The 22,302-nt window shown below is 44.9% G+C and carries 18 protein-coding genes and 2 pseudogenes; 8 read left to right on the top strand and 12 right to left on the bottom strand.

The features are described from left to right. Position 1: 1 nt before the first annotated feature. From ilvD to ilvG, 4 genes are read right to left on the bottom strand one after another with little or no spacing between them, the layout of a single operon-like run. Positions 2–1,843 carry a dihydroxy-acid dehydratase gene (gene ilvD, locus ACWYVB_RS18240; RefSeq protein WP_074190055.1) on the bottom strand — a complete coding sequence of 614 codons (1,842 nt, stop codon included), beginning with the start codon at positions 1,841–1,843 and terminating at the stop codon, positions 2–4. A 14-nt stretch (positions 1,844–1,857) separates the two neighbouring features. Next, positions 1,858–2,796, bottom strand: a complete 939-nt coding sequence (gene ilvE / locus ACWYVB_RS18235) for a branched-chain-amino-acid transaminase (protein WP_005378953.1) — start codon at positions 2,794–2,796, stop codon at positions 1,858–1,860. 12 nt (positions 2,797–2,808) lie between these two features. Further along, positions 2,809–3,093 (bottom strand): acetolactate synthase 2 small subunit, encoded by a 285-nt coding sequence (gene ilvM / locus ACWYVB_RS18230; RefSeq protein ID WP_457529649.1) that lies wholly within the window; start codon positions 3,091–3,093, stop codon positions 2,809–2,811. 11 nt (positions 3,094–3,104) lie between these two features. Continuing rightward, positions 3,105–4,751, bottom strand: coding sequence for an acetolactate synthase 2 catalytic subunit (gene ilvG / locus ACWYVB_RS18225; protein WP_457529647.1), 1,647 nt, complete (start codon positions 4,749–4,751; stop codon positions 3,105–3,107). Between the two features lie 464 nt (positions 4,752–5,215). On the opposite strand from ilvG, the pseudogene ACWYVB_RS18220 reads away from it, so the two are divergent. The 5 genes and pseudogenes from ACWYVB_RS18220 to ACWYVB_RS18200 form a co-directional block, all read left to right on the top strand. Then, a pseudogene (locus tag ACWYVB_RS18220) lies at positions 5,216–6,127 on the top strand (YifB family Mg chelatase-like AAA ATPase); the annotation flags it as partial. 150 nt (positions 6,128–6,277) lie between these two features. Beyond that, the gene (locus ACWYVB_RS18215) at positions 6,278–8,620 is read left to right on the top strand and encodes a hypothetical protein (RefSeq protein ID WP_457529645.1); all 2,343 of its coding nucleotides are present in this window, start codon (positions 6,278–6,280) and stop codon (positions 8,618–8,620) included. Next, entirely contained in the window at positions 8,614–11,025 is a 2,412-nt protein-coding gene (locus tag ACWYVB_RS18210; RefSeq protein WP_457529643.1) for an integrase, read from the top strand. Before ACWYVB_RS18215 ends, ACWYVB_RS18210 begins: the two co-directional genes overlap by 7 nt. An 11-nt stretch (positions 11,026–11,036) precedes the next feature. Further along, a complete protein-coding gene (locus tag ACWYVB_RS18205; RefSeq protein ID WP_457529642.1) occupies positions 11,037–11,567 on the top strand; it encodes a hypothetical protein in 531 nt (176 codons plus the stop codon). Next, positions 11,567–12,931, top strand: a complete 1,365-nt coding sequence (locus tag ACWYVB_RS18200; protein WP_457529677.1) for a tyrosine-type recombinase/integrase — start codon at positions 11,567–11,569, stop codon at positions 12,929–12,931. Before ACWYVB_RS18205 ends, ACWYVB_RS18200 begins: the two co-directional genes overlap by 1 nt. Before the next feature lie 171 nt (positions 12,932–13,102). On the opposite strand, the gene ACWYVB_RS18195 is transcribed toward ACWYVB_RS18200, so the two are convergent. Beyond that, complete coding sequence (locus ACWYVB_RS18195) at positions 13,103–13,801, bottom strand: hypothetical protein (RefSeq protein WP_102591090.1); 699 nt, start codon at positions 13,799–13,801, stop codon at positions 13,103–13,105. Between the two features lie 300 nt (positions 13,802–14,101). Next, positions 14,102–14,227, bottom strand: coding sequence for a hypothetical protein (locus ACWYVB_RS18190; protein ID WP_457529639.1), 126 nt, complete (start codon positions 14,225–14,227; stop codon positions 14,102–14,104). Between the two features lie 251 nt (positions 14,228–14,478). Here ACWYVB_RS18190 and ACWYVB_RS18185 point away from each other — a divergent pair. Further along, positions 14,479–15,096: pseudogene (locus ACWYVB_RS18185) on the top strand (magnesium chelatase subunit ChlI family protein); the annotation flags it as partial. 57 nt (positions 15,097–15,153) lie between these two features. Here the strand turns inward: ACWYVB_RS18185 and ACWYVB_RS18180 are convergent. Further along, positions 15,154–16,110, bottom strand: a complete 957-nt coding sequence (locus ACWYVB_RS18180; protein WP_457529637.1) for a DUF2860 domain-containing protein — start codon at positions 16,108–16,110, stop codon at positions 15,154–15,156. Positions 16,111–16,259: 149 nt separating this feature from the next. On the opposite strand from ACWYVB_RS18180, the gene ACWYVB_RS18175 reads away from it, so the two are divergent. Then, positions 16,260–17,138: an acyltransferase gene (locus ACWYVB_RS18175; RefSeq protein ID WP_048625603.1), complete on the top strand. Its 879-nt coding sequence runs from the start codon at positions 16,260–16,262 to the stop codon at positions 17,136–17,138. A 46-nt stretch (positions 17,139–17,184) separates the two neighbouring features. On the opposite strand, the gene ACWYVB_RS18170 is transcribed toward ACWYVB_RS18175, so the two are convergent. From ACWYVB_RS18170 to ACWYVB_RS18150, 5 genes are all read right to left on the bottom strand, one after another. After that, on the bottom strand, positions 17,185–17,787 hold the full coding sequence (locus ACWYVB_RS18170) for a thiol:disulfide interchange protein DsbA/DsbL (RefSeq protein WP_005379036.1): 603 nt from the start codon (positions 17,785–17,787) through the stop codon (positions 17,185–17,187). 34 nt (positions 17,788–17,821) lie between these two features. Next, a complete protein-coding gene (locus ACWYVB_RS18165; protein WP_074190074.1) occupies positions 17,822–18,808 on the bottom strand; it encodes a serine/threonine protein kinase in 987 nt (328 codons plus the stop codon). Between the two features lie 53 nt (positions 18,809–18,861). Then, positions 18,862–20,283, bottom strand: coding sequence for a cytochrome c oxidase accessory protein CcoG (gene ccoG / locus ACWYVB_RS18160; RefSeq protein WP_457529634.1), 1,422 nt, complete (start codon positions 20,281–20,283; stop codon positions 18,862–18,864). Between the two features lie 313 nt (positions 20,284–20,596). Then, positions 20,597–20,863, bottom strand: a complete 267-nt coding sequence (locus ACWYVB_RS18155; RefSeq protein WP_005394048.1) for a YihD family protein — start codon at positions 20,861–20,863, stop codon at positions 20,597–20,599. Positions 20,864–21,029: 166 nt separating this feature from the next. Next, positions 21,030–21,197, bottom strand: a complete 168-nt coding sequence (locus ACWYVB_RS18150) for a hypothetical protein (RefSeq protein WP_005379043.1) — start codon at positions 21,195–21,197, stop codon at positions 21,030–21,032. Positions 21,198–21,493: 296 nt separating this feature from the next. Between ACWYVB_RS18150 and ACWYVB_RS18145 the strand changes: the two genes are divergently transcribed. Next, entirely contained in the window at positions 21,494–22,300 is an 807-nt protein-coding gene (locus ACWYVB_RS18145; protein WP_005394045.1) for a sporulation protein, read from the top strand. Positions 22,301–22,302: the final 2 nt, after the last annotated feature.

The raw sequence follows: 22,302 nt of genomic DNA, 5'->3' as shown, positions 1-22,302 counted from the left end.
GCTAGCCCTCTAGCTTCGACTTGTCTCGTACTGCACCCTTGTCAGCACTGGTGGCCATGCTCGCGTACGCTTTAAGTGCAAAGGAAACTTCTCTTTGACGATCAACAGGTTTCCAGCCAAGTTCGTCTTGTTTTGCACGGCGCTCTGCAAGTTCCTGTTCAGACACTTCGAGTGAAATTGAACGGTTCGGAATATCAATCGCGATCATATCGCCTGGTTTCACCAGTCCAATAGCACCGCCGTTAGCGGCTTCAGGAGAAGCATGGCCGATAGACAGACCTGATGTACCTCCAGAGAAGCGACCGTCAGTCAGCAGTGCACATTCTTTACCAAGGCCCATCGATTTTAGGTAAGTGGTTGGGTAAAGCATTTCTTGCATGCCCGGACCACCTTTAGGGCCCTCGTAACGGATAACAACCACGTCGCCAGCTTTTACTTTGCCACCCAAGATGCCTTCCACCGCATCTTCTTGGCTCTCAAATACCACAGCCGGACCAGTAAACTTAAGAATGCTTTCATCAACACCGGCAGTCTTCACGATACAGCCATCCAATGCGATGTTGCCTGATAGAACGGCTAGGCCACCTTCTTGGCTGAAGGCGTTGTCTTTCGCGCGAATACAACCTTCTGCACGGTCGTCATCAAGGCGATCCCAACGACAATCTTGCGAAAACGCTTGGGTGGTACGAATACCCGCAGGGCCTGCGCGGTAGAACTTAAGTACCTCTTCGTCTTCCGTTTGGATGATGTCGTATTTTGCCAACTGCTCTTTCATTGAAAGACCCAGTACGGTGCGAGCATCATTGTGCAGTAGACCTGCTCGGTCTAGCTCACCAAGAATCGCCATTACGCCACCTGCGCGGTGTACGTCTTCCATGTGATATTTCTGGGTAGATGGTGCCACTTTACATAGGTGTGGTACTTGACGTGATAGGCGATCGATATCTTCCATATCGAAATCCACTTCACCTTCTTGCGCTGCAGCTAACAGGTGCAAAATGGTGTTGGTTGAACCACCCATGGCAATGTCCAGTGCCATTGCATTTTCGAAGGCATCATAAGTTGCGATGTTGCGTGGCAACGCGGATTCGTCATCTTGCTCGTAGTAACGACGAGTCAGTTCAACAATGCGTCTGCCCGCGTTAAGGAATAGCTGTTCACGATCAGCGTGAGTCGCCAACATAGAACCGTTGCCCGGCTGAGAAAGACCCAGCGCTTCTGTTAGGCAGTTCATCGAGTTTGCCGTGAACATGCCTGAACACGATCCACAGGTTGGACATGCGCTGCGTTCGATCTGCTCGCTTTGCTCATCAGATACTTTTGGATCCGCGCCTTGGATCATTGCATCAACAAGGTCTAGTTTGATGATCTGATCAGAAAGCTTGGTTTTACCAGCTTCCATCGGGCCACCAGAGACAAAGATAACCGGGATGTTGAGACGCATGGATGCCATCAACATTCCCGGAGTGATTTTGTCACAGTTAGAGATACACACCATGGCATCGGCACAGTGTGCATTCACCATGTATTCTACTGAGTCTGCGATCAGTTCGCGTGAAGGCAGTGAGTACAGCATGCCGCCGTGACCCATTGCGATACCATCATCAACCGCGATGGTGTTGAATTCTTTCGCGATGCCGCCTGATTTTTCAATTTCACGTGCGACAAGCTGGCCCATGTCTTTAAGATGTACGTGACCCGGAACAAATTGAGTAAACGAGTTCACCACGGCGATGATTGGTTTACCGAAGTCTTCTTCTTTCACGCCCGTTGCACGCCACAGCGCGCGTGCACCCGCCATGTTACGACCATGTGTGGTGGTAGCTGATCTATATTTTGGCATTTCTTAAATCCTTCTTACTTCTGTTCTGGGTACACATAGTCTAACCAGCCCCACTTATCTTCCGTGGTGCCGTCAAATAGGCCAAAGTAGGCTGCTTGTAGTTCTTTAGTGATTGGGCCGCGTTTACCTGTGCCCACTTCAATTTTGTCGATGGTTGCCACTGGCACAATTTCAGCTGCCGTACCTGTCATGAAGACTTCATCAGCAAGGTAAAGCGCTTCACGTGCAATATTGGCTTCACGCACTTCATAACCTTTATCGCGTGCAATAGTCATGATCGAATCACGAGTAATGCCCGGCAGAATCGCGCTGGTTGCTGGTGGTGTGGTGATCACGCCATCTTTGATAACGAAGATGTTTTCACCGGCCCCTTCCGATAGGTAACCATCAACGCTCAGTGCGATACCTTCGTCGTATCCGTGACGACGGGCTTCACCACCAACCAGTAGTGAAGATAGGTAGTTACCGCCTGCTTTAGCCGCAGTTGGGATGGTGTTTGGCGCAGCGCGGTTCCAGCTTGAAATCATCGCATCGACACCTTTTTCTAGCGCTTCTTCGCCTAAGTAAGAGCCCCAAGGAAATGCCGCAATGATTAGATCCATTTCAGTGCCAACTGGTGGGCACACGCCCAAACCAACATTACCGACAAAACCTAATGGACGAATGTAAGCGCTATCGAGTTTGTTTTGGCGCAGTGTTTCGCGGGTAGCTTCCATGATTTCTTCTACAGAAAAAGGGATCGGGAAACGGTAAATCTTGGCGGAGTCTTTTAAACGTTGTGCATGCTCACGGTGACGGAAGACAATTGGGCCTTTTGGTGTGTTGTAACAGCGCACGCCTTCAAACACGGATGTACCATAGTGCATTGCGTGAGTCAGAACGTGAACGTTAGCCTCTGCCCATGGAACCATCTCACCATTAAACCAAATGAAATCTGCAGTTTTCGTTGCCATTTGTTGCCTTCCTTATGCACTTACGTGTTGTTGTAAGTTGTGATTTGGCAGTTCATCGTTGCGGATTTTTAGCACCTCAACCTTACGAACGTCCCACAACTTCTCTATTTGATTGATCAAAAACGAGATTGGTCGATCGCTGTCGACGATGATCTCGACGCTGGCTACTCTGCTTTCGTGGTTTTGCGTAGCAGCGACTTGTTTGATCACGAAGCCTCGGTGACGAATCACACGTAGAACGCGCTCCAACAGTACCGGTTTGTCATCGGCTTTGATGTCGAGTAAATATCTGTCCATGCGATTGTCTCCTATGTATTTTCCAACATATCACTGTTTGATGCGCCAGGTGGCACCAATGGCCACACGTTTTCTTCTTCATCAATCAAAACGTGAAGCATGTAAGAAGTTTCACTCGCTAGCATCTCTTTCAGCGCTGGCTCCACTTCTTCTTTCTTGGTGATGGTCTTGCCCGGGATATTGAACGCTTTTGCTAGCATCACGAAATCTGGGTTGTCATCAAGAATGGTTTCACTGTGGCGACCGTCGAAAAACAGCGATTGCCATTGGCGAACCATGCCAAGACGTTGGTTATTAAGAAGGACAATCTTCACTGGAATCTGACGACGCTTCAGCGTGCCCAATTCCTGCACGTTCATCATAAATGAACCGTCACCTGTAATAAGGATAGACTGATCATCAGGACGTGCGACTGCTGCACCCATCGCTGCTGGCAAGCCAAAGCCCATGGTGCCAAGGCCAGCAGAAGTGATGAAATTTTGTGGTTCGCGTGGCTGGATATGTTGCGCTGCCCACATCTGGTGCTGACCTACATCAGTCGAGACAATTGAGCTGTCTGGCATCATGTCTGACAGTTGTTTAAGCAATAGCGGTGCGTAGATTAACTCGCCCGGATGGTCGTAACGCCACTTAAAGCCGCTGCGCAGACTTTCACTGTGATGTACCCACGGTGAGATATCTTGAGTCAGCTCTAGCTGAGGAAGAATGGTGTTGATGTCGCCACGCAATGGTGCGTTGGCGTGGCGCAGTTTATGAATTTCTGCGGCATCAATGTCGATGTGAATCACTTTCGCATTTGGTGCAAACGTGTCGAGCTTACCCGTCACACGGTCATCAAAGCGTGCGCCAACCACGATCAATAGATCGGCTTCTTGAACCACTAGGTTAGCAGCTTTGGTGCCGTGCATGCCCAACATACCAAGATAGTGAGGGTCATGGCGTTCAATGGTACCGAGGCCTTTTAGTGTGCTAACTGCTGGCATTGGGTTTAAGCGAAGGAATTCGCGTACTGCATCGGTTGCTTTCGCGAGTTGCACGCCACCACCAACATACAACACTGGGCGAGTTGAGGCTGCCAGTACATCTTGCGCGCGCTTAATGTCTTCAGCGCTGACATCTTCGATTGCAGGCGCTACGTATGGAGGCAGTAGATCTGTTGGGGTTTGAGCCAGTTGAACGTCTTTGGCGATATCGACAATGACTGGACCCGGACGACCCGTTTTGGCCACTTCAAAGGCTTCGGCTAGCGTTGGCGCCAGGTCTTCAATTTCGGTCACGAGATAGCTGTGCTTAGTACAGGCTAGGGACATTCCGATCACATCCATTTCTTGGAATGCATCGGTGCCGATATGAGAGCTAGCAACCTGGCCTGTGATGGCAACTAGAGGTACGGAGTCAAGGAAAGCGTCGGCAAGGCCGGTAACAAGGTTAGTGGCCCCTGGGCCGGAAGTTGCCATGCATACAGCTACGTCTTGAGTGGAACGAGCCATACCAATTGCGGCCATGGCGGCCCCTTGCTCATGACGGCATAGGATGTGCTCCACCCCTCCGTCATACAAAGCATCGTAGATTGGCATGATGGCTCCGCCAGGGTAGCCAAAAACGGTTTCGATGCCTTGCTGTCTTAAAGCGGCTACGACAAGTTGTGCACCAGTCATCGTAAACCTCCTTTGCTACGTTGTGGCTCGTAGCGATTGCCATATTTATTGCACTTCATGTGCACTCCCATTCTTCCCGTTAAACTGTCCGAGGGTTAGACAGATGACAACTTGTAGTTGTAAAAAAACCCCCGGACTTTTCAGTGCGGGGGTTTTTTGTAATTTGTGGTTACCTTTCGCCCACAATACCCCGCGCGGTGCCAATAATGACCACGATAATCAGGGCTAGCAGTGCGTTGATATGAGCGAAAAGGTTCATCTGTCTGTCGTTCTTTTTTCGTTAAAAAATGTTGTGTAATGTTCTACGAAATTGTTTGCGTCATTAGTGGTATCACACAATTCCGCTGCATGACAAGCAAAAAGTCATTCTTTTTTCACATTAACTCTCAATTGGGACGCGGTATATAACATAACCAACTAGATAAAACATTTGTTTACAGAGTGTTCAATAAATTGAGGAACGTATGGGGCTGGCAATCATTCATAGTCGAGCAAGCGTCGGGGTGCAAGCGCCATCGGTTAGTGTAGAAGTTCATATTAGCAATGGTATGCCCGGGTTTACCTTGGTAGGGCTGCCAGAGACGACGGTAAAAGAGTCCAAAGATCGCGTTCGTAGCGCGATCATTAATTCTAATTTTCAGTTTCCAGCTAAGCGGATCACCGTTAATTTAGCTCCAGCAGATTTGCCCAAAGAGGGAGGGCGTTTTGATCTTCCTATCGCATTGGGGATTTTGGCCGCTTCGGAGCAAATCGCGACAGATAAGCTTAAAAACTACGAATTTGTTGGCGAGTTAGCGCTATCTGGTGGTCTAAGACCTGTAAAAGGTGTGCTGCCTGCTGCGCTGGAAGCCAGTAAGATTCAACGTCATTTAGTGGTCCCACATGTAAATGGCGATCAGGCGGCGCTAGTGGGGAAAGAACAACATAAATCGGCTCAATCTCTACTGGAAGTATGTGCCGAGCTTTGTGGCCAACATCGGCTGAATCTTTTTCAAACGCCTAAGCGCAAAATAGTCGAAAAACATGGTCGAGACTTACAAGATATTATTGGCCAACAACAAGGTAAGCGCGCATTGGAGATAGCTGCCGCTGGAAACCACAACTTACTTTTCCTTGGCCCGCCAGGTACCGGGAAAACCATGTTGGCTTCGCGTTTGTGTGACTTACTACCGGAGATGAGTGACGAAGAAGCAATGGAAACCGCTTCGGTGGCATCGTTGACTCAGAGTGAAATTAATGAGCACAATTGGAAGTCGCGTCCGTTTCGTTCTCCGCATCATTCAAGTTCAATGGCGGCATTAGTTGGCGGTGGCTCGGTACCCAGACCCGGGGAGATTTCTTTAGCCCACAACGGCTTGTTGTTTCTCGATGAAATTCTTTTAATCCTAATAATTAAAAATTATCAGATTCATATTAAGTTGTTGAATGTTATTAGATTAAATGTGTTTTGGTGCCTTTTCTTACATTGACAAGAATCACTCTGACAAATAGTATGATTGTTAGTTGTCAATTTATGAGGTTTGGTTGTGAATGTAAAAACACTAAATGAGCTTTCTTTATTAAAAACTGCACTGTCAGTCGAATACTCTAACTACCTAGCGCTTGCTGCTGAATCCTCAGTCTCCCCAAACTTTATACAACCAACATTGAATCTTTATGCAGCTTACTGCTACTTGGTTAAACAAGGTAACTACAGTGCATTGGAAATACTGAATGATTCAAGCTCACTTAATGCACACTTCCAGTCGCTCATTGGCTTTGTTTATAACTATGATGATATCACTATCAAGCATAGATATAAGATTGGTAATCGACTCAAAAATCTTTTCTGCTACATTGCGCAAGATAAACATTTAACTCTTGATGAAGTAAAGCTTTCGAGTTTAAAAATCACAGAAGACGTTTCGACCTGTCTAGCTCAGTTCAGAGAGCTTAATATAGATAAATCAAAGTCTGACTACCTTGATGGTTGGCGGGTGTTATCAAAAGAAGGCAAAGAACATGAGGCTCATCTGGATACGCTTTATGTTAATTTTGGTGAGGCGTTTACCAACAAGGTTCATCTTGCTCTAAAAAACTATGCTTTTACACAAAAATCATCATCTCTTACTCAAGCATTAGGAGAACTCAAAAAACTTTTTGTGGGTATCTCCACTGTTTATACCGACCAAGACGGGCTGACAATAGAAGCCCTTCTGAGTCGTAACCATGTGCAGCTATTCTTCCATAAGTTGTTTAAAGTGCTATTTGTGCGCTCTCAAGCAGCCCATAACTGCCCAAAAGTTTTTCATGCTAAGTGGCGAAATACCATTAACTATTATACCGAGTGCTTTATCAACACGGGTGTTTTTGCTGAACCTCACAAACCATTCATCGTTCCAGACTGGAAAGACCCAAAAGATGCAGCACCCACCTTTTCAATTGGTGGCAATGCTACGCAGCCAGAAAACCTTCGATGGTTTGCTAACATTCCACTCAAAATTAAAGATGAAGAGGCTGTTTCAATTATTCAGCAACGTGTAGACCGAGACATGGCGCATGTCAGGCATGTGTGTCTCTTGAAATTTGAAGAGCTTTTAGAGCGAGAAGATAGAAATAAAGCTTTTCAGAGCAATGGTTCCGTGAAGCCACTGAGTAGTAATAGGTATAATCATCAATATCACAACCTAGTCGGTGCAGATAAGTTAGACAATACCGTAGCAACCTTTTATGCACATGGCATCGCTGCAAAAGACACTGACTATCTATCATTTTTGGGGTTTCACGGTAACGCTAGCCAACTCAACACAGAGTTGAATTTACCAACCAAATCAACACTGAATGTTCTTTTGACGCTTCTTGTGATGGAGCATCCTCTGATAACCCCTTATTGGTTAGCAAAATGGGACTTATTTGATGTAAATGGCAATATGGTGGGCTATAAGCAAGTTGGTAATCAGCACATTGCGGTCAGTCACAAATCACGCAAAGGGTCTACCAATGCGCAGCAAGAAGTAGTGCTCAATGAGTTTTCTAAACCTATAGTTGAGTTCTTGGTGCGCCATACTCGCATGAGCCGCGAATACCTGAAGCAAAGAGGGAATGTGAATTGGCGAAAGATGATTTTGACTTCAACCACTATCAATGTGACACGTCCAAGCAATCTCAATACCACTCTTCACTCAGCAAATGATTTTTATAATTGGCTTCAAAGTGAAACACTCTTTGATAAGAGCAGCGACATAACCTTGGAAGATGCCCAAGACATTTCCGATATCCATTCATTACGTTCCATTAGACGACACCGAGGCTTTCAAATTTATTTGGAAACACGTTCAATGGATGCTGTTGCCGAGGCGCTTGGTCATAAAAAGAAGGATGCAAACCTACTGACCTCTTATCTTCCTAAACCACTCATGGACTTCTTTAATGCACGTTGGATACGCCAGTTTCAGAACGCTATTTTACTTGAAGCAATGAAAGACTCGGTGTACCGACTTGATGCCGTTAATCTGAGTACAGAGGACATTGAGAAATTCTTAAACAATCACGGTATCAGTAATATTCCAGAGCATTTCGACCACGGTTTTGCTCAAAAGACCGCAACTGATAATGAAACCTCTGAATCCTTAGCGTTCGACCAGTTGACCTACACCGTTTCCACCTCTCTTTTGCAGCTATTGATGGCGATACGCCTTATTGTTGAAAGTAGCGATGATGAGGAATCTTTTTTAGATATTGTGGCTCACTGGTATCAATCAGCGGTGTTTGTTTTAGATACCCTGAGTTCAGGCAAGCATAGTGCGGATGATGATTTGATGGGAATGCTTGATATTGCAACCAATAACACACTAGATACTGACTCGATTAAGGGAGCGCTGCTATGTTAAGTGTTGCTATCGACAATTCCTCTATTGCTAACCTCATTGAAAACATCGTGGAAGACCATTCAGTTCTAAATGATTTAAGTGCCGAGACTCTTGAAGATATTATCAATTTTTCAGTAGCAAATGATGACTATCGAGCATTAGATATCATCACGAATATCCATACTGGCATCTACGGTTACGATGACCGACAGCCCGAATGGTTAGAATCCAGCTTTCCTGAAAACAAGTGGGTACTAACATTTGGCAAAACCCCAAAAACGATACATTGGGACTCGGTTTACTTAGATGACGGTAAGAAACTCACGGATAAAAAACACCAAAAGCTGTTAAACAGCTTTAAATACTGGATTACGGCAGCAGATAATCCACTTGAAAACGGTGGGAAGGTTATCAGTCCAACAACTGCTTACAACAAAGTTAACAAAGTTATCGCTCTCATCAATGCTGTCTTACTACACTCGAAAGAGTTGAAGCTAGCAAAGTATCACCTTCTGAATGTGAATGATGACTTTTGGTTGAACATCTTGACGAAATACGCCGAGCACGGAAATTTTCAAGGTGTGTATGAAATTGATAAACATACCAAGGTATTACTTAATAACGCTTCTCAAAGCATTTCTGATACGGACGCACAAACATTTAAAGAAAATTTCCCCTACGTTATACAAGACATTGCGCAAGATGAAAGTTTCTTATTTCTAGCCGAGAGAGAGAAGGCGTGTGCTTGGCTTTTTGAGCAAAGTTATTATCACTCTGGAGAATACATAAGACACACTGGCAACGGTGCTGTGCTGGGTGAGCTGTTGTTTAAAGGTAAGATGCTTTACCACGGTGTCAATATTCCCAACTACGCAGAACTTCACCTCAAAGCGCCAAGGCGAAACTCAGAGTATCGAGCGGTTGAGAATAAAGACACCTCAACAGGCACGAATCAAAGTACTATCTCGGGATGCATTGAAGCAATTCGATTGATTCATACCAACCTTGAGCGTGCAGACGCTGCAAGCCCCTCTATCTTGTCCGAGCGTATCAGTGCAGGTAGCATTAGTCGGTTAGTCAGTTTAAAAAAAATGGGGCGCACCCGCACCTTGCCACCTACCTTTGTGTTTAATTTAATTCGTCAGTGTTATGAGTTTGCCAAAGAGCATCTACCTACAGAGGAAGATGCTGTGACTTTACTTGATGAAACATTAACGCTGCTGTCTAAAGCAAGAAGCAAATCTGCTGCAATAAAATCCAATACACTCCGCCCACATCAAGATAGTCCTAAGTGGAATGAAGAGTTGCATCGAGGTATGAGTGGCACAGAGCGAGGTTACTGGTTTCAAACGGAGGCGATTAATTGCCTGAGTAGTGAATACTTGAAAAAAGGGATAAAGCAGGTTCAAGGCTTTGCTGATAGCGTTGAAAATCGCTTTGATCGGATTCGAGCCAACGAGAGCTTGTTTGATTTGTTCTCTGTACTGCAAGGCGCAATACAGGTCTTGGTGGGTGCAATCATGGCTCGAAGACAAGATGAATTAATCAAGTTAAAGCCACATGGCAACCTATCACCTAATACAAGTCCCTTTTCAGAAGAAGGTGCAAAAGCAGAGTTCAACCTGATATTTAAGGTAAAAAAAACTGGCTCAAAAGGGGTCAACGCAACGATAGAAAGACCAGTTCCCTTATCTATCGCAAGGTTCATTTGGCAACTGGAGCAATTTAACATCAAAGCGAGTGAGTTGAACCTATGCCAAGGAAAGCTATCTCTGTTTAACAACCTTTATTCACATCGTGCTCAGTTAAGTCAGGTTTCTAGCAATGCTTATAATGCGCACTTTGATGATTTGTGTGATTACTTAGAAACGGACTTGGTAGAGTACGACAACGGTGAGTACCGCCGTAATTATGTTCGTCAGCACCAATTGAGACGCTTCTTTGCTATGGCGTTCTTCTGGTCTAAAGGATTTGATGGCATGGATGCTCTGCGCTGGATGCTCGGACATTCAGACATGGAACATCTATATCACTATATCTCTGAATCGGAAACTGGGGCGGTACTAAATGGGGCTAAAGCCAGTGTAATTGTTCGTGGCGTGCTCGACCCCACTTCTGAACTTGCGAAGCTCGAAGGGATAGAAGAGGTTCGCAAAATCATTGCAGAACGTCTGACAGGTGATAACTCAACACCAATCACTCTAGAGTCAGTGAGTGAAGCAGCAGAAGATTACGATGATGAGTCTTATCTAACCGTCCCTCACATAAGCCAACTTCAAAAAGAGCAGGACATCGAAACAGAGGTTATTCAGCTTTTAGAGGAAGGTCGAATCACGCTTGAGCCAGAGTTCTTCACCATCGAAGATGGTGATGGAAATACAACTCAAACCTTTAATTTAATTTTAAAAATCAGAGACCTTGATTGAGGGTTGGGATAATGAAAGTGTTAGAGAAAAACCAAACGAAAATACTTGAAACAGAAAAGCTGTTGAGGGAAATAATCACATCTCCCGCTGAGTTTAAAAATGATGAAGAACTATTAAAGGCGCTCAAGTCTCAATCTGGTATCGCTAAATATCAGAATCAAGAGCGTAATATCACATCATGCTCATTAAACACGGTCAAAAGCATCTCAGAAGCACTTCTGGAAAGAGGCTTCTTATCATTAGATGAGCTTCGTATTAATGCAAAACTGGCGGTAGAGGCTGTACATCACAATGAGAAGGCTTCTAAAGGAAACAAGCAAACTGTCGTGGGTTTAAAGCACAAAGTTTCTGAGCTTGAATCGGAGTTAGATGCTGCACAGCGCAGCAATTCTTTACTGACCGTTATGGTTTCAGAGTTGCGTTCTAGATTAAAGCAACTAGCGAATCATGAAGGAACAGTAGAAGAACGACAGGAGCTTTATCGAGAGCACAATAGGAAGATTGAAGCGCAGATGAACTTCACTTTGAATGGAGAGCTATGATGGCGGTTCGTAAGCTTAAAAACTTTGAGCAATGGAGTCATCTTGGGTTTGATGGGAAGCTTGTCTTTCGTAAGCCACGGGATATTCCTTTCGTAACCTACAGCAATCATACCCCTTGCTATGAAGCCAATGCCTACATCCATAGTTTGATTGTGAGAAACTTAAAAAGTGACACTATTCGAGGGTATGCCCACGATATCATCCACTTGGTTCACTTTATTGAAAAACAGCCATTATTGAGCCAATTTAGTCAACTTACTGATGCAACATTCACTCTTTTCGTTCAATCACTACAGGCAGAGAGAACGCTACTTGGCGAACTAAAACGTAAGAATAACTCCGTTATAAAGATTGCGCATACCTGTTTGGATTTTTTGCAGTTTATCCAAGAGTTTCATGATTTGAGTGCTTTCATTGGCAAAGATAAAGGTAACTCAATTCAGATACTTGAGAAGCATTACAAACGCAAACAGGAAGGCTATAAAGGTTATATTGAAGGTGTGAAAGTCACCCATGCAGCCGTGCCAACAAAAGATGAAATCAAGAAACGCCACCCTGTTTCAGAAGATGATGCCTTGCGTGTGTGGGAGCATATAAAGACCCAGAAAAACAAAGACAAACGCAGAAGAGACATGGCGTTATATACTGCAATGGAGCAGTTGGGTGGTCGAGTGTCGGAGCTTCATTTGATTAAAATGACCGATTACGAGGAAGCGAGACGCACAGGTATGCTCACGCTTACCACTTTAAAGCGCAAAGACGAGAATGCCACCCGAAAGATACCTGTCCCACATTTGTTACTATCAGTGATCGCGGATTACATCAAAGTTCGCAAGAAAGTCATGAGGAAGAAAAAAGTCCAACATGACTGCCTATTTATTAGCTTAAAAACAGGTCTACGCCTATCTGCCGATTCATGGACAACGTACATAAACTCATGGAAAAAAGAGCTTGGTATCGAGGGAGAATTGCATCCGCACTTGTGGAGACACGCATTCATTACAGACAAGCTTAAGGAACTGATTCTTGCCACTAAAAAAGTGAATGACAAAGATGATTTCCGAAAACATCTGCTTCATACACAAACGTTTAAAATGCAGTTACAACAATGGAGTGGTCATACAATACTTAGCTCTTTGGATACTTATATTGACCTCGCATTTGCAGATATTCACGGCTACACAGAGGTTTATAATGCTGTTTCTCTAAAGTCGAGTGTTGAGCTTGCTAAACGTCAGATTGAGTTGTTAGAAGAACAGATAGCAAGGAAGGAGTTGACGCCTACCGCAGCGTTGTGTGAGATAAAGGAACTATTGGGAGCTTTCCAATCCGATATAGATAAAAGCATTGTATCGTCACAGTAAGGTTCATCACACATCACCAATCGGTCGCGTAACACGCCTTTGGACAAAAACGGTTTAGAGCTAAAGGTCTAAAGAGTCCACTTCGGATAATTTCAGATTGGGAAAAACAAAGTAGGCGGCTTTGTTGTCCGAGAGCTTTGGCTGCGAATGCAGCCAAATGAGAGCTATTGCCTATTGACTGGAGAAGGGCTCATATGTGTTAGCTGTAGAAATTCGAAAGTTACTCAAAAACGATACAACCTTGAATTTTCCGTAAAAAAGATGAACAACGGTAATGCTTGATTTAAACCCCGGCATTCCATGAACCTCAACTGTGTATATCCTTTCGTTCTGAGTATTTGGCTTCCCAAAATTAAGTACGTCAATTGGCTTGCTAGAAATTAGTTGCTGAAACTCTTCAAATACTTTCAACCCTTGTTCTCTTTCACCATCGTCTGATGTAAAGCTTGGATACTGATGGTGTATCACATAATTATCGGGAACTTGTTCACCTGTAGTTTTAAAAACGATGCCACAAGAAAGTGCAGTAAAGAACTCGTCAAATCTTTTTAAGTCAACAGGATACTTAACGGAACCATCCTCTAACTCAATAGCTCCTTGAGTTAGCATTTTACGAAATGCTCCATCATTATGAGATAGCTGTGGTTTGATTTTCTTTATAAAGATTTCTCTGGCTCTATTACTAGGGGATGCATTCATTAGAATTTGAGCCAACACATATTGGTCGTCAGTAGCTTTTTTATTATTGTGAATTTCACAAGACTTAACAGTTAGCAATTGCTCTTTTTCACCCTTTGGAAAAAAAGATCGAGGAGGGATATGTTCCTTCGTAATTCCTTTTCTCGTACAACCTTGATAGTAACACTTCACTCTGGCAATCTCCTTACATCTAACAATTTATTAGATCCCCAAGGAGGTAATTGAACACCCCACTTTGGGATTTTTTGCACATTCGCTGGACACGTAAACTTAGCATAAGCGAATGTTTTTCAAAGAGTATCATTATACACCACTAAATCACGAACGAGAAAATACGACAAAGATGGGGGTACGTCACACCGATTTCGTTGGCATTAGGAAACCTATCGAAAACTCTTTAATTGAGATTGATGGGATGTATATCCGCTGAAGCAAAAAAGGGGCAGAAATGTGCCGATGTCTGAGGTCAAACTAGCGAGCCAATGTACAGATCGAGATAGGTTTTGGGTATGGAATTTGGGTTGGTCGCTCAACTACAGGCACATCTTGCTCCGCAAGATCACGGAATAAAATGTGGACAACGCTCTGCGTTGACACAGTTTATTTCCGCTTGTACCCGTAGTCACTCCCAAGAGCAATAATAATTTTTTTATAAATATTGAATATCCATTCAATGGGGCAAGTGGGCGAAAAGGTTGGATTAAATGGATGACATAGATGGTTGCTCGACTAAAAACTAAGTTGCATTGCTATCGTTCCGCTTACATCTGAAGCGATGCGCTCCACTAACACTGGCAATATTACAAGTCTCTAATTGACAATATTTCTTAATCAAAATCGATATTAGGAAAATGCCCGAATTTGACCGAAAGGTGCTGGACTCGTTACGCGAACCGCTCGAATCTGGTGAGATCATTATTTCTCGGGCGCAAGGTAAAACACGTTTTCCGGCTCGCTTCCAATTAGTTGGTGCACTGAACCCAAGTCCGACAGGATATTACGAAGGCAATCAAGCTCGCACCAATCCACAAGCTATTTTGCGCTACCTTGGTCGATTATCTGGACCGCTGTTAGATCGCTTTGATATGTCTTTAGAAATCCCTGCTCTGCCCAAAGGGACATTAGCAGAAGGTGGTGATCGCGGTGAGCCGACCGCTATCGTTAAAGAACGTGTGAATCATGCGCGTACCAATATGCTGAACCGCAGCGGTAAGGTAAATGCACTGTTAGGCAGTCGAGAAATCGAGGCGTTTTGCCCCTTACACAAAAGTGATGCGGAGTTTCTTGAAACCGCTTTACATCGTTTGGGGCTTTCGATTCGCGCGTATCATCGCATTATCAAAGTAGCACGAACGATAGCAGATCTTGATGGGGCGGAGCAGATTGAACGAGCGCACTTAGCCGAGGCGCTTGGGTATCGAGCGATGGATCGCTTACTGAAACAACTCACGGCGCAAGCGGTATAGAGACGTGCAAATATCACCGCAACAAGTGTTGTAAGTGCCTTGTTGCGATGAAGGACGTTAGAAGGTGTAGTTGAGACCAAGAGACAACAGGTACTCTTTCTCATCATAGAACGTGATATTGGAGTCCGTTTGGCTGTAGCCGGCTAAAGAGATGAACGACCAGTTTTGCCAGTCAAATACGTTTTGATATTCATGGGCTGCAAATAGGCTGACGGTGTCGTCATTTCGTGTTTTAGCAAAAGTTTGGCTAGCGGCTTGATAGTCTTTCCATGCACAACCTGCGGTGAGGGCCAATCGATGGCGGTTGATAAATTTAAACCAGCTGATGTCAAACCCGTACGAATCAAATGATTCCGCCTTACCGTCGGCATCTTGATTGATGTAGGTGAAAGCGGGTTGCAACATGGATGTTTGATTAAGTGAAATCCGATAGTCACCTTTAACGTAGTAAAGGCTCGCATCGCGAGCGAGTGAACGCTCCGTTACTTCTTCTTGCTCAATGTCTTTATCAGCATAAGCGAGATCAAGGTTGAAGTTTTTATCAATCAATCCCTTGATTTGAAAGCGATAGGCATTGCCATCCACATCCGTTTCTTGACGGGCGATTCCGACTTGATATGGGTTACGCCAAGTTTCGCTTTTGAGCACGGTCGGTAGATAGGAAATATCGAGCACGGTGCCGGATGGCAACTCGTGTTGATAGCCCAGCTGAAAAGCGAGTGTACCAACCGCGACATCGGAACGTGTGGTACCCGCGTACACTTGGTGATTGAGTCGGTTACCAAAAGTGTAAGTAATGCTTCCTAGCGGCGCAGCGATAACGGAACTGTCACTATCGGCGCGCTTATCGAGAGAAGCGATGGTGTTACTATTTTCCGTATTGAAGTTGGATTCTGATGATACAAATCCGGCATTCAGCGAAATTTCACCGCCAAAACCTGCGGTTTCAGCGAGTTGAGCCTGAGCAGAACTGACGACAAAGGCCAAAGGCAAGAGAATTAGCCTTGGTTTCATTCGTTATCTCCTTATTGTCGAATGAGTGGTGCAAATATTGGTTGAGGTAACAAATCTGACCATTCCCACGCATATTCCAATGTGGCAAAGGCGCAGTATAATTACACGCTGTTTTATTCTTCACACATTATCACTGTTGTTTGACTATCATGTTGGCATATTTGTTATTTTTTTTTAACGCTTCTTTTGTGATTCTCAATTCTGCGCTGTGTTCAATCGCAATTTGTATTATCGCTGTGTTTAAAGTATTGCTTCCAAGCGTGGAGCTAAAAGCGAAAGCGACCGCTTGTGCCAACAAGGTGATGTGGTTATGGGCTACCGTTAATGCGGGCATTCTGGCGGTTTCTAACCGTGTTGACTGGGATGTTCAGGGCGGTGAGGCGCTGAAAAAAGACGGGTGGTATCTGTTGATCAGTAATCATCTCAGTTGGACCGATATTGTGGTGCTTTGCTGCGTGTTTAAAGACCGCATTCCTATGCCGAAGTTTTTCCTCAAACAACAACTGTTGTATGTGCCTTTCATTGGGATGGCGTGTTGGGCGCTCGACATGCCATTTATGCGTCGTTATTCGCGAGAGTATCTGATCCGCAACCCGCACAAACGAGGTCAAGATTTAGAGACGACACGTCGCTCGTGCGCCAAGTTCAAAAATGCCCCAACCACAGTGGTTAATTATGTCGAAGGCACTCGATTTACCGAAGAAAAACAGCGTAAGAGCAAGGCGAGCTACCAATATTTGCTGCAACCAAAATCGGGCGGGATCGCATACACGTTAGCGGCAATGGGGGAGCAGTTCGAGAACATTATCGATGTGACTCTGGCGTACCCAGAAAATACAAATAAGCCATTCAAGGATTTATTAATGGGCCGAATGGGCAAGGTTGTTGTGCGTGTGAATGTGTTGCCCGTCGATGAACGAGTGCTTGGTGATTACTTTAACGATAAGCCCTATAAGCGACAATTTCAGCAATGGTTGGGTGATGTGTGGCAAGAAAAAGATCGGTTGCTACAAGAGATTTACAAATAAACAAAAGGGGAGCGATGGGCTCCCCTTTTGATTGATATCGATGCGCTTATTTTAGTGTCAGCAAGTAGTTCACCAGAGAGAAGTACTCATCCATTGTCTTGATGCTTTGTGCTTGAACTAGGTATTTGTTGTTAACGATAACCGCAGGAACGCCGGTTAGACCGCTGTTTTCAAATTGCTTGTCCATACGGCGAACCATGGAATCAACCGCAAAGCCTTTGAATGCAGAGTCGAATTTCTTCGCGTCTACACCTTCATCAAGGAAGATTTGGCGAAGCTCTTCATCGTTACGTGGCGCCTTCTTTAGATTGTGGATGCGATTAAACATCACTGGCACCATTTTGTCTTCCACTTTTAGTGCAACCATGGTCGCGTAGGCTTTGCTCATTGATGGGCCCATGTTGCCACCCATGAAAGAAACGTGGTTTTTTAGTAGTTTAGTGCCTTCTGGCAACTGCTTTTTCAGTTGCTGGATAACAGGTTCAAAGCTATTACAGTGCGGGCAGTAGAAAGAGAAAAACTCCGTCACAAGAGGTTTTTTTGATGCCTCAAGATCCAATACTTTGTAATGTTCACCTTCTTTGAATTGCGCTGCATGTGCCGACAGGCTTAGCATCAGCATAGAAAACAGTGCGAACAGTTTTTTCATCGAAATATCTCCATTTTTGAATTTGTGGCCTGACTTACCATTGAGGCATTAAAGACAGCGGTGCTTCTTCTAAAGCGGCGATCTGCTCTTTAAATGCAAGGACCTGACCTTCCCAGTATTTTGGCTCATTAAACCATGGAAAAGCGAGAGGAAACGCAGGGTCATGCCAACGTTTTGCTAGCCATGCCATATAGTGCACCATTCGTAGACCGCGAAGTGGCTCAATTAGTTTCAATTCTGCGGGGTTAAAGTCGCAAAACTCTTGATAAGCTTCTAAAACAATATCCAGCTGCATCAGTTTGTCTTGGCGCTCACCATTAAGCAGCATCCATAAGTCCTGCACAGCAGGGCCGTTACGAGCGTCATCCAAATCAACAAACATAGGGCCATCTCGCCACAAAATATTGCCTGGGTGGCAATCGCCATGCAAACGAATGGTATTGAAGCCTTCTTGCCAGTGGCTTTCAATTGATTTGATCAGCATATCCAAGTCATTGAAGAAGCTGTTCTCCAAGTGCATTGGAATCATGTTGGCGTTTTGCAGAATCTCTCTTGGTTGATACAGGTATTCTTGCAAGCCAATCGTTGGGCGATGTTGGAAGGCTTGGCGGCTACCCACTTTGTGGATGCGACCAAGGAAGCGCCCTACACCTTCGAGCTGATCTAAGTTGTCAACCTCGTACTGGCGACCACCCACGCTCTCAAACAGCGCAAAGGCATAGCCTTGATAGTGATGCAGGGTTTCACCGTTGATGCGCACAGGTGGTGCGACGGGGATTTCGTTTCCAATTAGTTCTAAAGTGAAGTCGTGCTCCTCTTGGATCTGTTCGTTGCTCCAACGTTCAGGGCGGTAAAACTTGACGACATAACGACGACGCTCTTCGTCAGTGAATTGATAAACACGGTTTTCGTAGCTATTGAGGGGAAGAAAGCCTGATTCTGCGCGAACGCCGATGCTTTCTAACGCGTACCACATAAAATCTGGGGTAAGGGCGTCAAAGTTAAACATACTTTGGGACATATAAACAAAAAGGCTCATTACTGAGCCTTTTTCCGTTAGTCACTGAAGTAGCGCTATAGTTTTTTAATAAAACGGCTTTCCACTTCAATGGTGAATTCGTTGCTCTTATCGGTGAGTATAAACTGAATTGTCGTAATCGCAGAGTTTAGCTTGTCAGGATCGGCGCCAAGACTCATTGGTAAGTTCAATACCTCACCTGGCTGTACCTGAATTGTCTGCTTACCATACCAGCTTACATCGGATAGCCCTTCAACATCCAACGAGTACTCTTGCACTTGCTGGGTTTTGTTGATCACTTTGAGGGTGTAGGTGTTTTCTATTTCGCCCGAGCTATTAACGCGGAACAGTTGGTTACGGTCGCGAATAACACTCATGCCTGCTGGGTCTACCGCTGCGATTTGGGCAAAGAACAGACCAATCATGACCAGTAGCACAGCTCCATAGCCCAGCAGCTTCGGACGCATGACTTTGGTACTCTTACCCGATAAGCGGTGCTCGGTGGTGTAGCTGATTAGTCCTTTCTCGTAACCCATGCGATCCATGGTGTTGTCACACGCATCAATACAGGCGCCACAGTTAATACATTCATATTGTAAGCCGTCACGAATATCGATACCTGTTGGGCACACCTGCACACACAAGTCACAATCAATACAATCCCCCAAACCAAGTTGCTTTGGATCGGCTTTGCGCGGACGTGGACCACGTTTTTCACCACGTTTGGCATCATAGCCAACGATGAAGGTGTCTTTATCAAACATGGCAGACTGGAAGCGCGCGTAAGGACACATGTGAATACACATGATGGAACGCATCCAACCAGCATTACCATAGGTACAAATGGCAAAGAACATTATCCAAAAGACGGGCCAGAAGTTGGCGTTAAAAGTGAAAAAGTCGATAACCAATTGCTTCATTGGAACGAAGTAGCCAACAAAAGTAAAACCAGTGGCGAGCGCAATGGCAAACCAAGCGATATGTTTGATGGTTTTGCGCATCGCTAAATTTGCCGTCAGCTTATTGGAGTCCTGCTTACGACGCTTATTGGCGCTGCCTTCCAGTTTCTCTTCAAACCAGATATACATGAAGGTCCAGACGGTTTGTGGGCAGAGATAGCCACACCAAACTCGACCTAAGAAGGTGGTAATAAAGAACAACCCGAACGCCGCGATCACAAATAGCAAGGCGAGTAGGGTAAGATCTTGCGGATACAACGTGGTACCGAAAAAGTTGAACTGCTGGTTGCCAATATCGAGCAAGATCGCTTGACGTTCACCGTAAGGAATCCACGGTATCAAAGCGAAGAGAAGCAGTAAGAACCAACCACCGTAACGACGCAGTTTCTGGTAAGTCCCTTTGCTTTCGCGTACATAGATGCGATTACTTGGGTTGAACCGATCCCCATTCCCTTTATGAGTCTTAGGGTTGTAGGTTTTAGGAGTCACATCTTTGATATCGATCTTATCCTGACTCATGCACTCATCCTTCTTAGGCTTTTATAATGTACGGCGTCATTTCTATTGATGTCGCTCGATGACATTGCTACTTCGTCCCTATCATAAATCATGACCGGACATAATTATTTTAGTAAATACTGATGAACGGCGATTATACAATCAATAACAATTCCTTTTCTTTAACGCAGTCAACGTTTAACAACAAAAGTCAGTACAGTTAACCTGATAATTGGCTGAACAGTTATAACCAACTACGGGACTAAAAATTTTAGTTATAAAAAAGCGACTCATTTGAGGGAGTCGCTTTAAGAATACTGGGCTGTTGAACCGGTTATTTGATGATGCCACGAGCGCGCAGAATCGCAGTTTTAAAATCATCTTCTTGGTCTTTCTTAAGACCTGGGATCATTTCGTCTTTGCTGCTGTTACGCATTTTAAGGTGGTAGATCAGCACGTCGTCGGTCAGATCTTCTAGCTTGCCTTCGTAGCCTGCTTCTTTCGCTAGCTTCACGATGAACTGTATTAGGTTCATTTCTTGGTCTTTATGCCATTCAGGCTCTAGTAGCTCAAGCAGCTCTTCAATGCGATGACACTTCATTTCTTTCTCCACAGAATTTATAGGTGTAATTAGCTGTAAAGGTACCAAATTGCTTTGCGAAGACCAAATAGGAAAAACTATCTATTTCACTGTGTTTTGTTCTAAGTCGTTGAGGTGGTTTGAGTCGCGTGCAAAGAAAAAAGCGCAGCTGGCGCCGCGCTTTTGATTAAGCTGCTTTGATAACTTTGGCCGGAACACTCGACATCATTGCTGTCTTCTCAACCAATGTCATTGCTGGCGCAACTTGCTTTGCCTTTGGTGCAGTAGTAAAGCCACTGCGGCGGCGCATTGCACTAGTATTAGTGTGTGCGAACCTGACTGTTGTTGGGCGCATTAATTTACCTAACTGTCAGGCATATCCATTGCCGATGTAATGGCCTGAATCATTATGAGCTAGGCTCCAACAAGATTGAAGAATCACTCTTCTGGCTCTCGCCAATCCAGTTAATGAATCAGGAATACCGATATGCATGCATATCACGTATAAGATTAGCATCCTTGTAATAATTGGTCGATAGTTGAGCAATTGAATTGTTTAGATTTTGTCATTTTGTCGCGATGATCGAGGCAATTTTTGTTTGATCCCTCGATCAGCAGTAGTAGTATGAGATCTCGACGAAGGAGGTGCCTATGTCATTTTTGAAGAAGACACTTGCCAGTTTTGGGATTGGGAGCGCTAAGGTCGACTCAATCCTAAATCAAGACGTGCTATATCCTGGTCAAAGTGTGGATGTGTCTATCCATGTTTATGGTGGTGCCACTGAACAAGCGATCGACAACATCGATTTAAAACTGTGTTGTCGCTATATCGCGGAAGCTCCTGATGACCGTGGTGCGCGAGAAGGACACAGCATGCGCCGAGTACCTCAGACTCATGTGCTTGCTAAGTGGAGCCTCCCTTATGCGTTTACCATCCATTCCGGCGAAGAGCGTACCTTCGATGTTCAGCTCGATGTGCCTTGGAATACGCCTGTCACCATTGGTGACGCCAAAGTGTGGCTCGAAACCGGCTTGGACGTTGCTGCTGCTTTAGACCCGACCGATAAAGACATCCTCACCGTTCGACCTGATCCATTAATGGATGCGGTGTTATCCGCATTTGAAGCGCAAGGTTTGCGTATTCGCCAAGTGGAGTGTGAGGAAGTAAAAGGGTTCGACCTGCCATTTGTGCAAGAATTTGAGATGGTGCCGACTGACGGGCCATACCATGGTGTGTGGCGTGAGTTAGAATTTGTCGCTCATCGTAGCGAGCAAGAACTCAAATTATGGTTTGAAGTTGACCGTACACGCAAGGGCGAGGGTGGCATGCTCGCAAGCTTACTGGGTAGCGGAAAACTCAAACGAGAGTTGACCATTCCAGCCACGACTAAGCTTGATCAAGTGGGCGAACTTGTACTTAATTATCTCGATCAAACCACGGCCGTTCATGAGTCTTAATT

The sequence above is a fragment of the Vibrio sp. JZG10 genome (assembly GCF_054064075.1).
This window is presented reverse-complemented; position numbering and strand designations above follow the sequence as displayed.

Excerpts from the sequence above, each read along its gene's own strand:
- ilvD (WP_074190055.1), bottom strand. The coding sequence starts at position 1,843 with ATGCCAAAATATAGATCAGCTACCACCACACATGGTCGTAACATGGCG.
- ilvM (WP_457529649.1), bottom strand. The coding sequence starts at position 3,093 with ATGGACAGATATTTACTCGACATCAAAGCCGATGACAAACCGGTACTG.
- ACWYVB_RS18170 (WP_005379036.1), bottom strand. The coding sequence starts at position 17,787 with ATGAAAAAACTGTTCGCACTGTTTTCTATGCTGATGCTAAGCCTGTCG.
- ACWYVB_RS18165 (WP_074190074.1), bottom strand. The coding sequence starts at position 18,808 with ATGTCCCAAAGTATGTTTAACTTTGACGCCCTTACCCCAGATTTTATG.
- ACWYVB_RS18175 (WP_048625603.1), top strand. The coding sequence starts at position 16,260 with ATGTTGGCATATTTGTTATTTTTTTTTAACGCTTCTTTTGTGATTCTC.
- ACWYVB_RS18205 (WP_457529642.1), top strand. The coding sequence starts at position 11,037 with ATGAAAGTGTTAGAGAAAAACCAAACGAAAATACTTGAAACAGAAAAG.
- ccoG (WP_457529634.1), bottom strand. The coding sequence starts at position 20,283 with ATGAGTCAGGATAAGATCGATATCAAAGATGTGACTCCTAAAACCTAC.
- ACWYVB_RS18180 (WP_457529637.1), bottom strand. The coding sequence starts at position 16,110 with ATGAAACCAAGGCTAATTCTCTTGCCTTTGGCCTTTGTCGTCAGTTCT.
- ACWYVB_RS18210 (WP_457529643.1), top strand. The coding sequence starts at position 8,614 with ATGTTAAGTGTTGCTATCGACAATTCCTCTATTGCTAACCTCATTGAA.
- ACWYVB_RS18145 (WP_005394045.1), top strand. The coding sequence starts at position 21,494 with ATGTCATTTTTGAAGAAGACACTTGCCAGTTTTGGGATTGGGAGCGCT.
- ilvE (WP_005378953.1), bottom strand. The coding sequence starts at position 2,796 with ATGGCAACGAAAACTGCAGATTTCATTTGGTTTAATGGTGAGATGGTT.
- ACWYVB_RS18200 (WP_457529677.1), top strand. The coding sequence starts at position 11,567 with ATGGCGGTTCGTAAGCTTAAAAACTTTGAGCAATGGAGTCATCTTGGG.
- ACWYVB_RS18150 (WP_005379043.1), bottom strand. The coding sequence starts at position 21,197 with ATGCGCCCAACAACAGTCAGGTTCGCACACACTAATACTAGTGCAATG.
- ACWYVB_RS18155 (WP_005394048.1), bottom strand. The coding sequence starts at position 20,863 with ATGAAGTGTCATCGCATTGAAGAGCTGCTTGAGCTACTAGAGCCTGAA.
- ilvG (WP_457529647.1), bottom strand. The coding sequence starts at position 4,751 with ATGACTGGTGCACAACTTGTCGTAGCCGCTTTAAGACAGCAAGGCATC.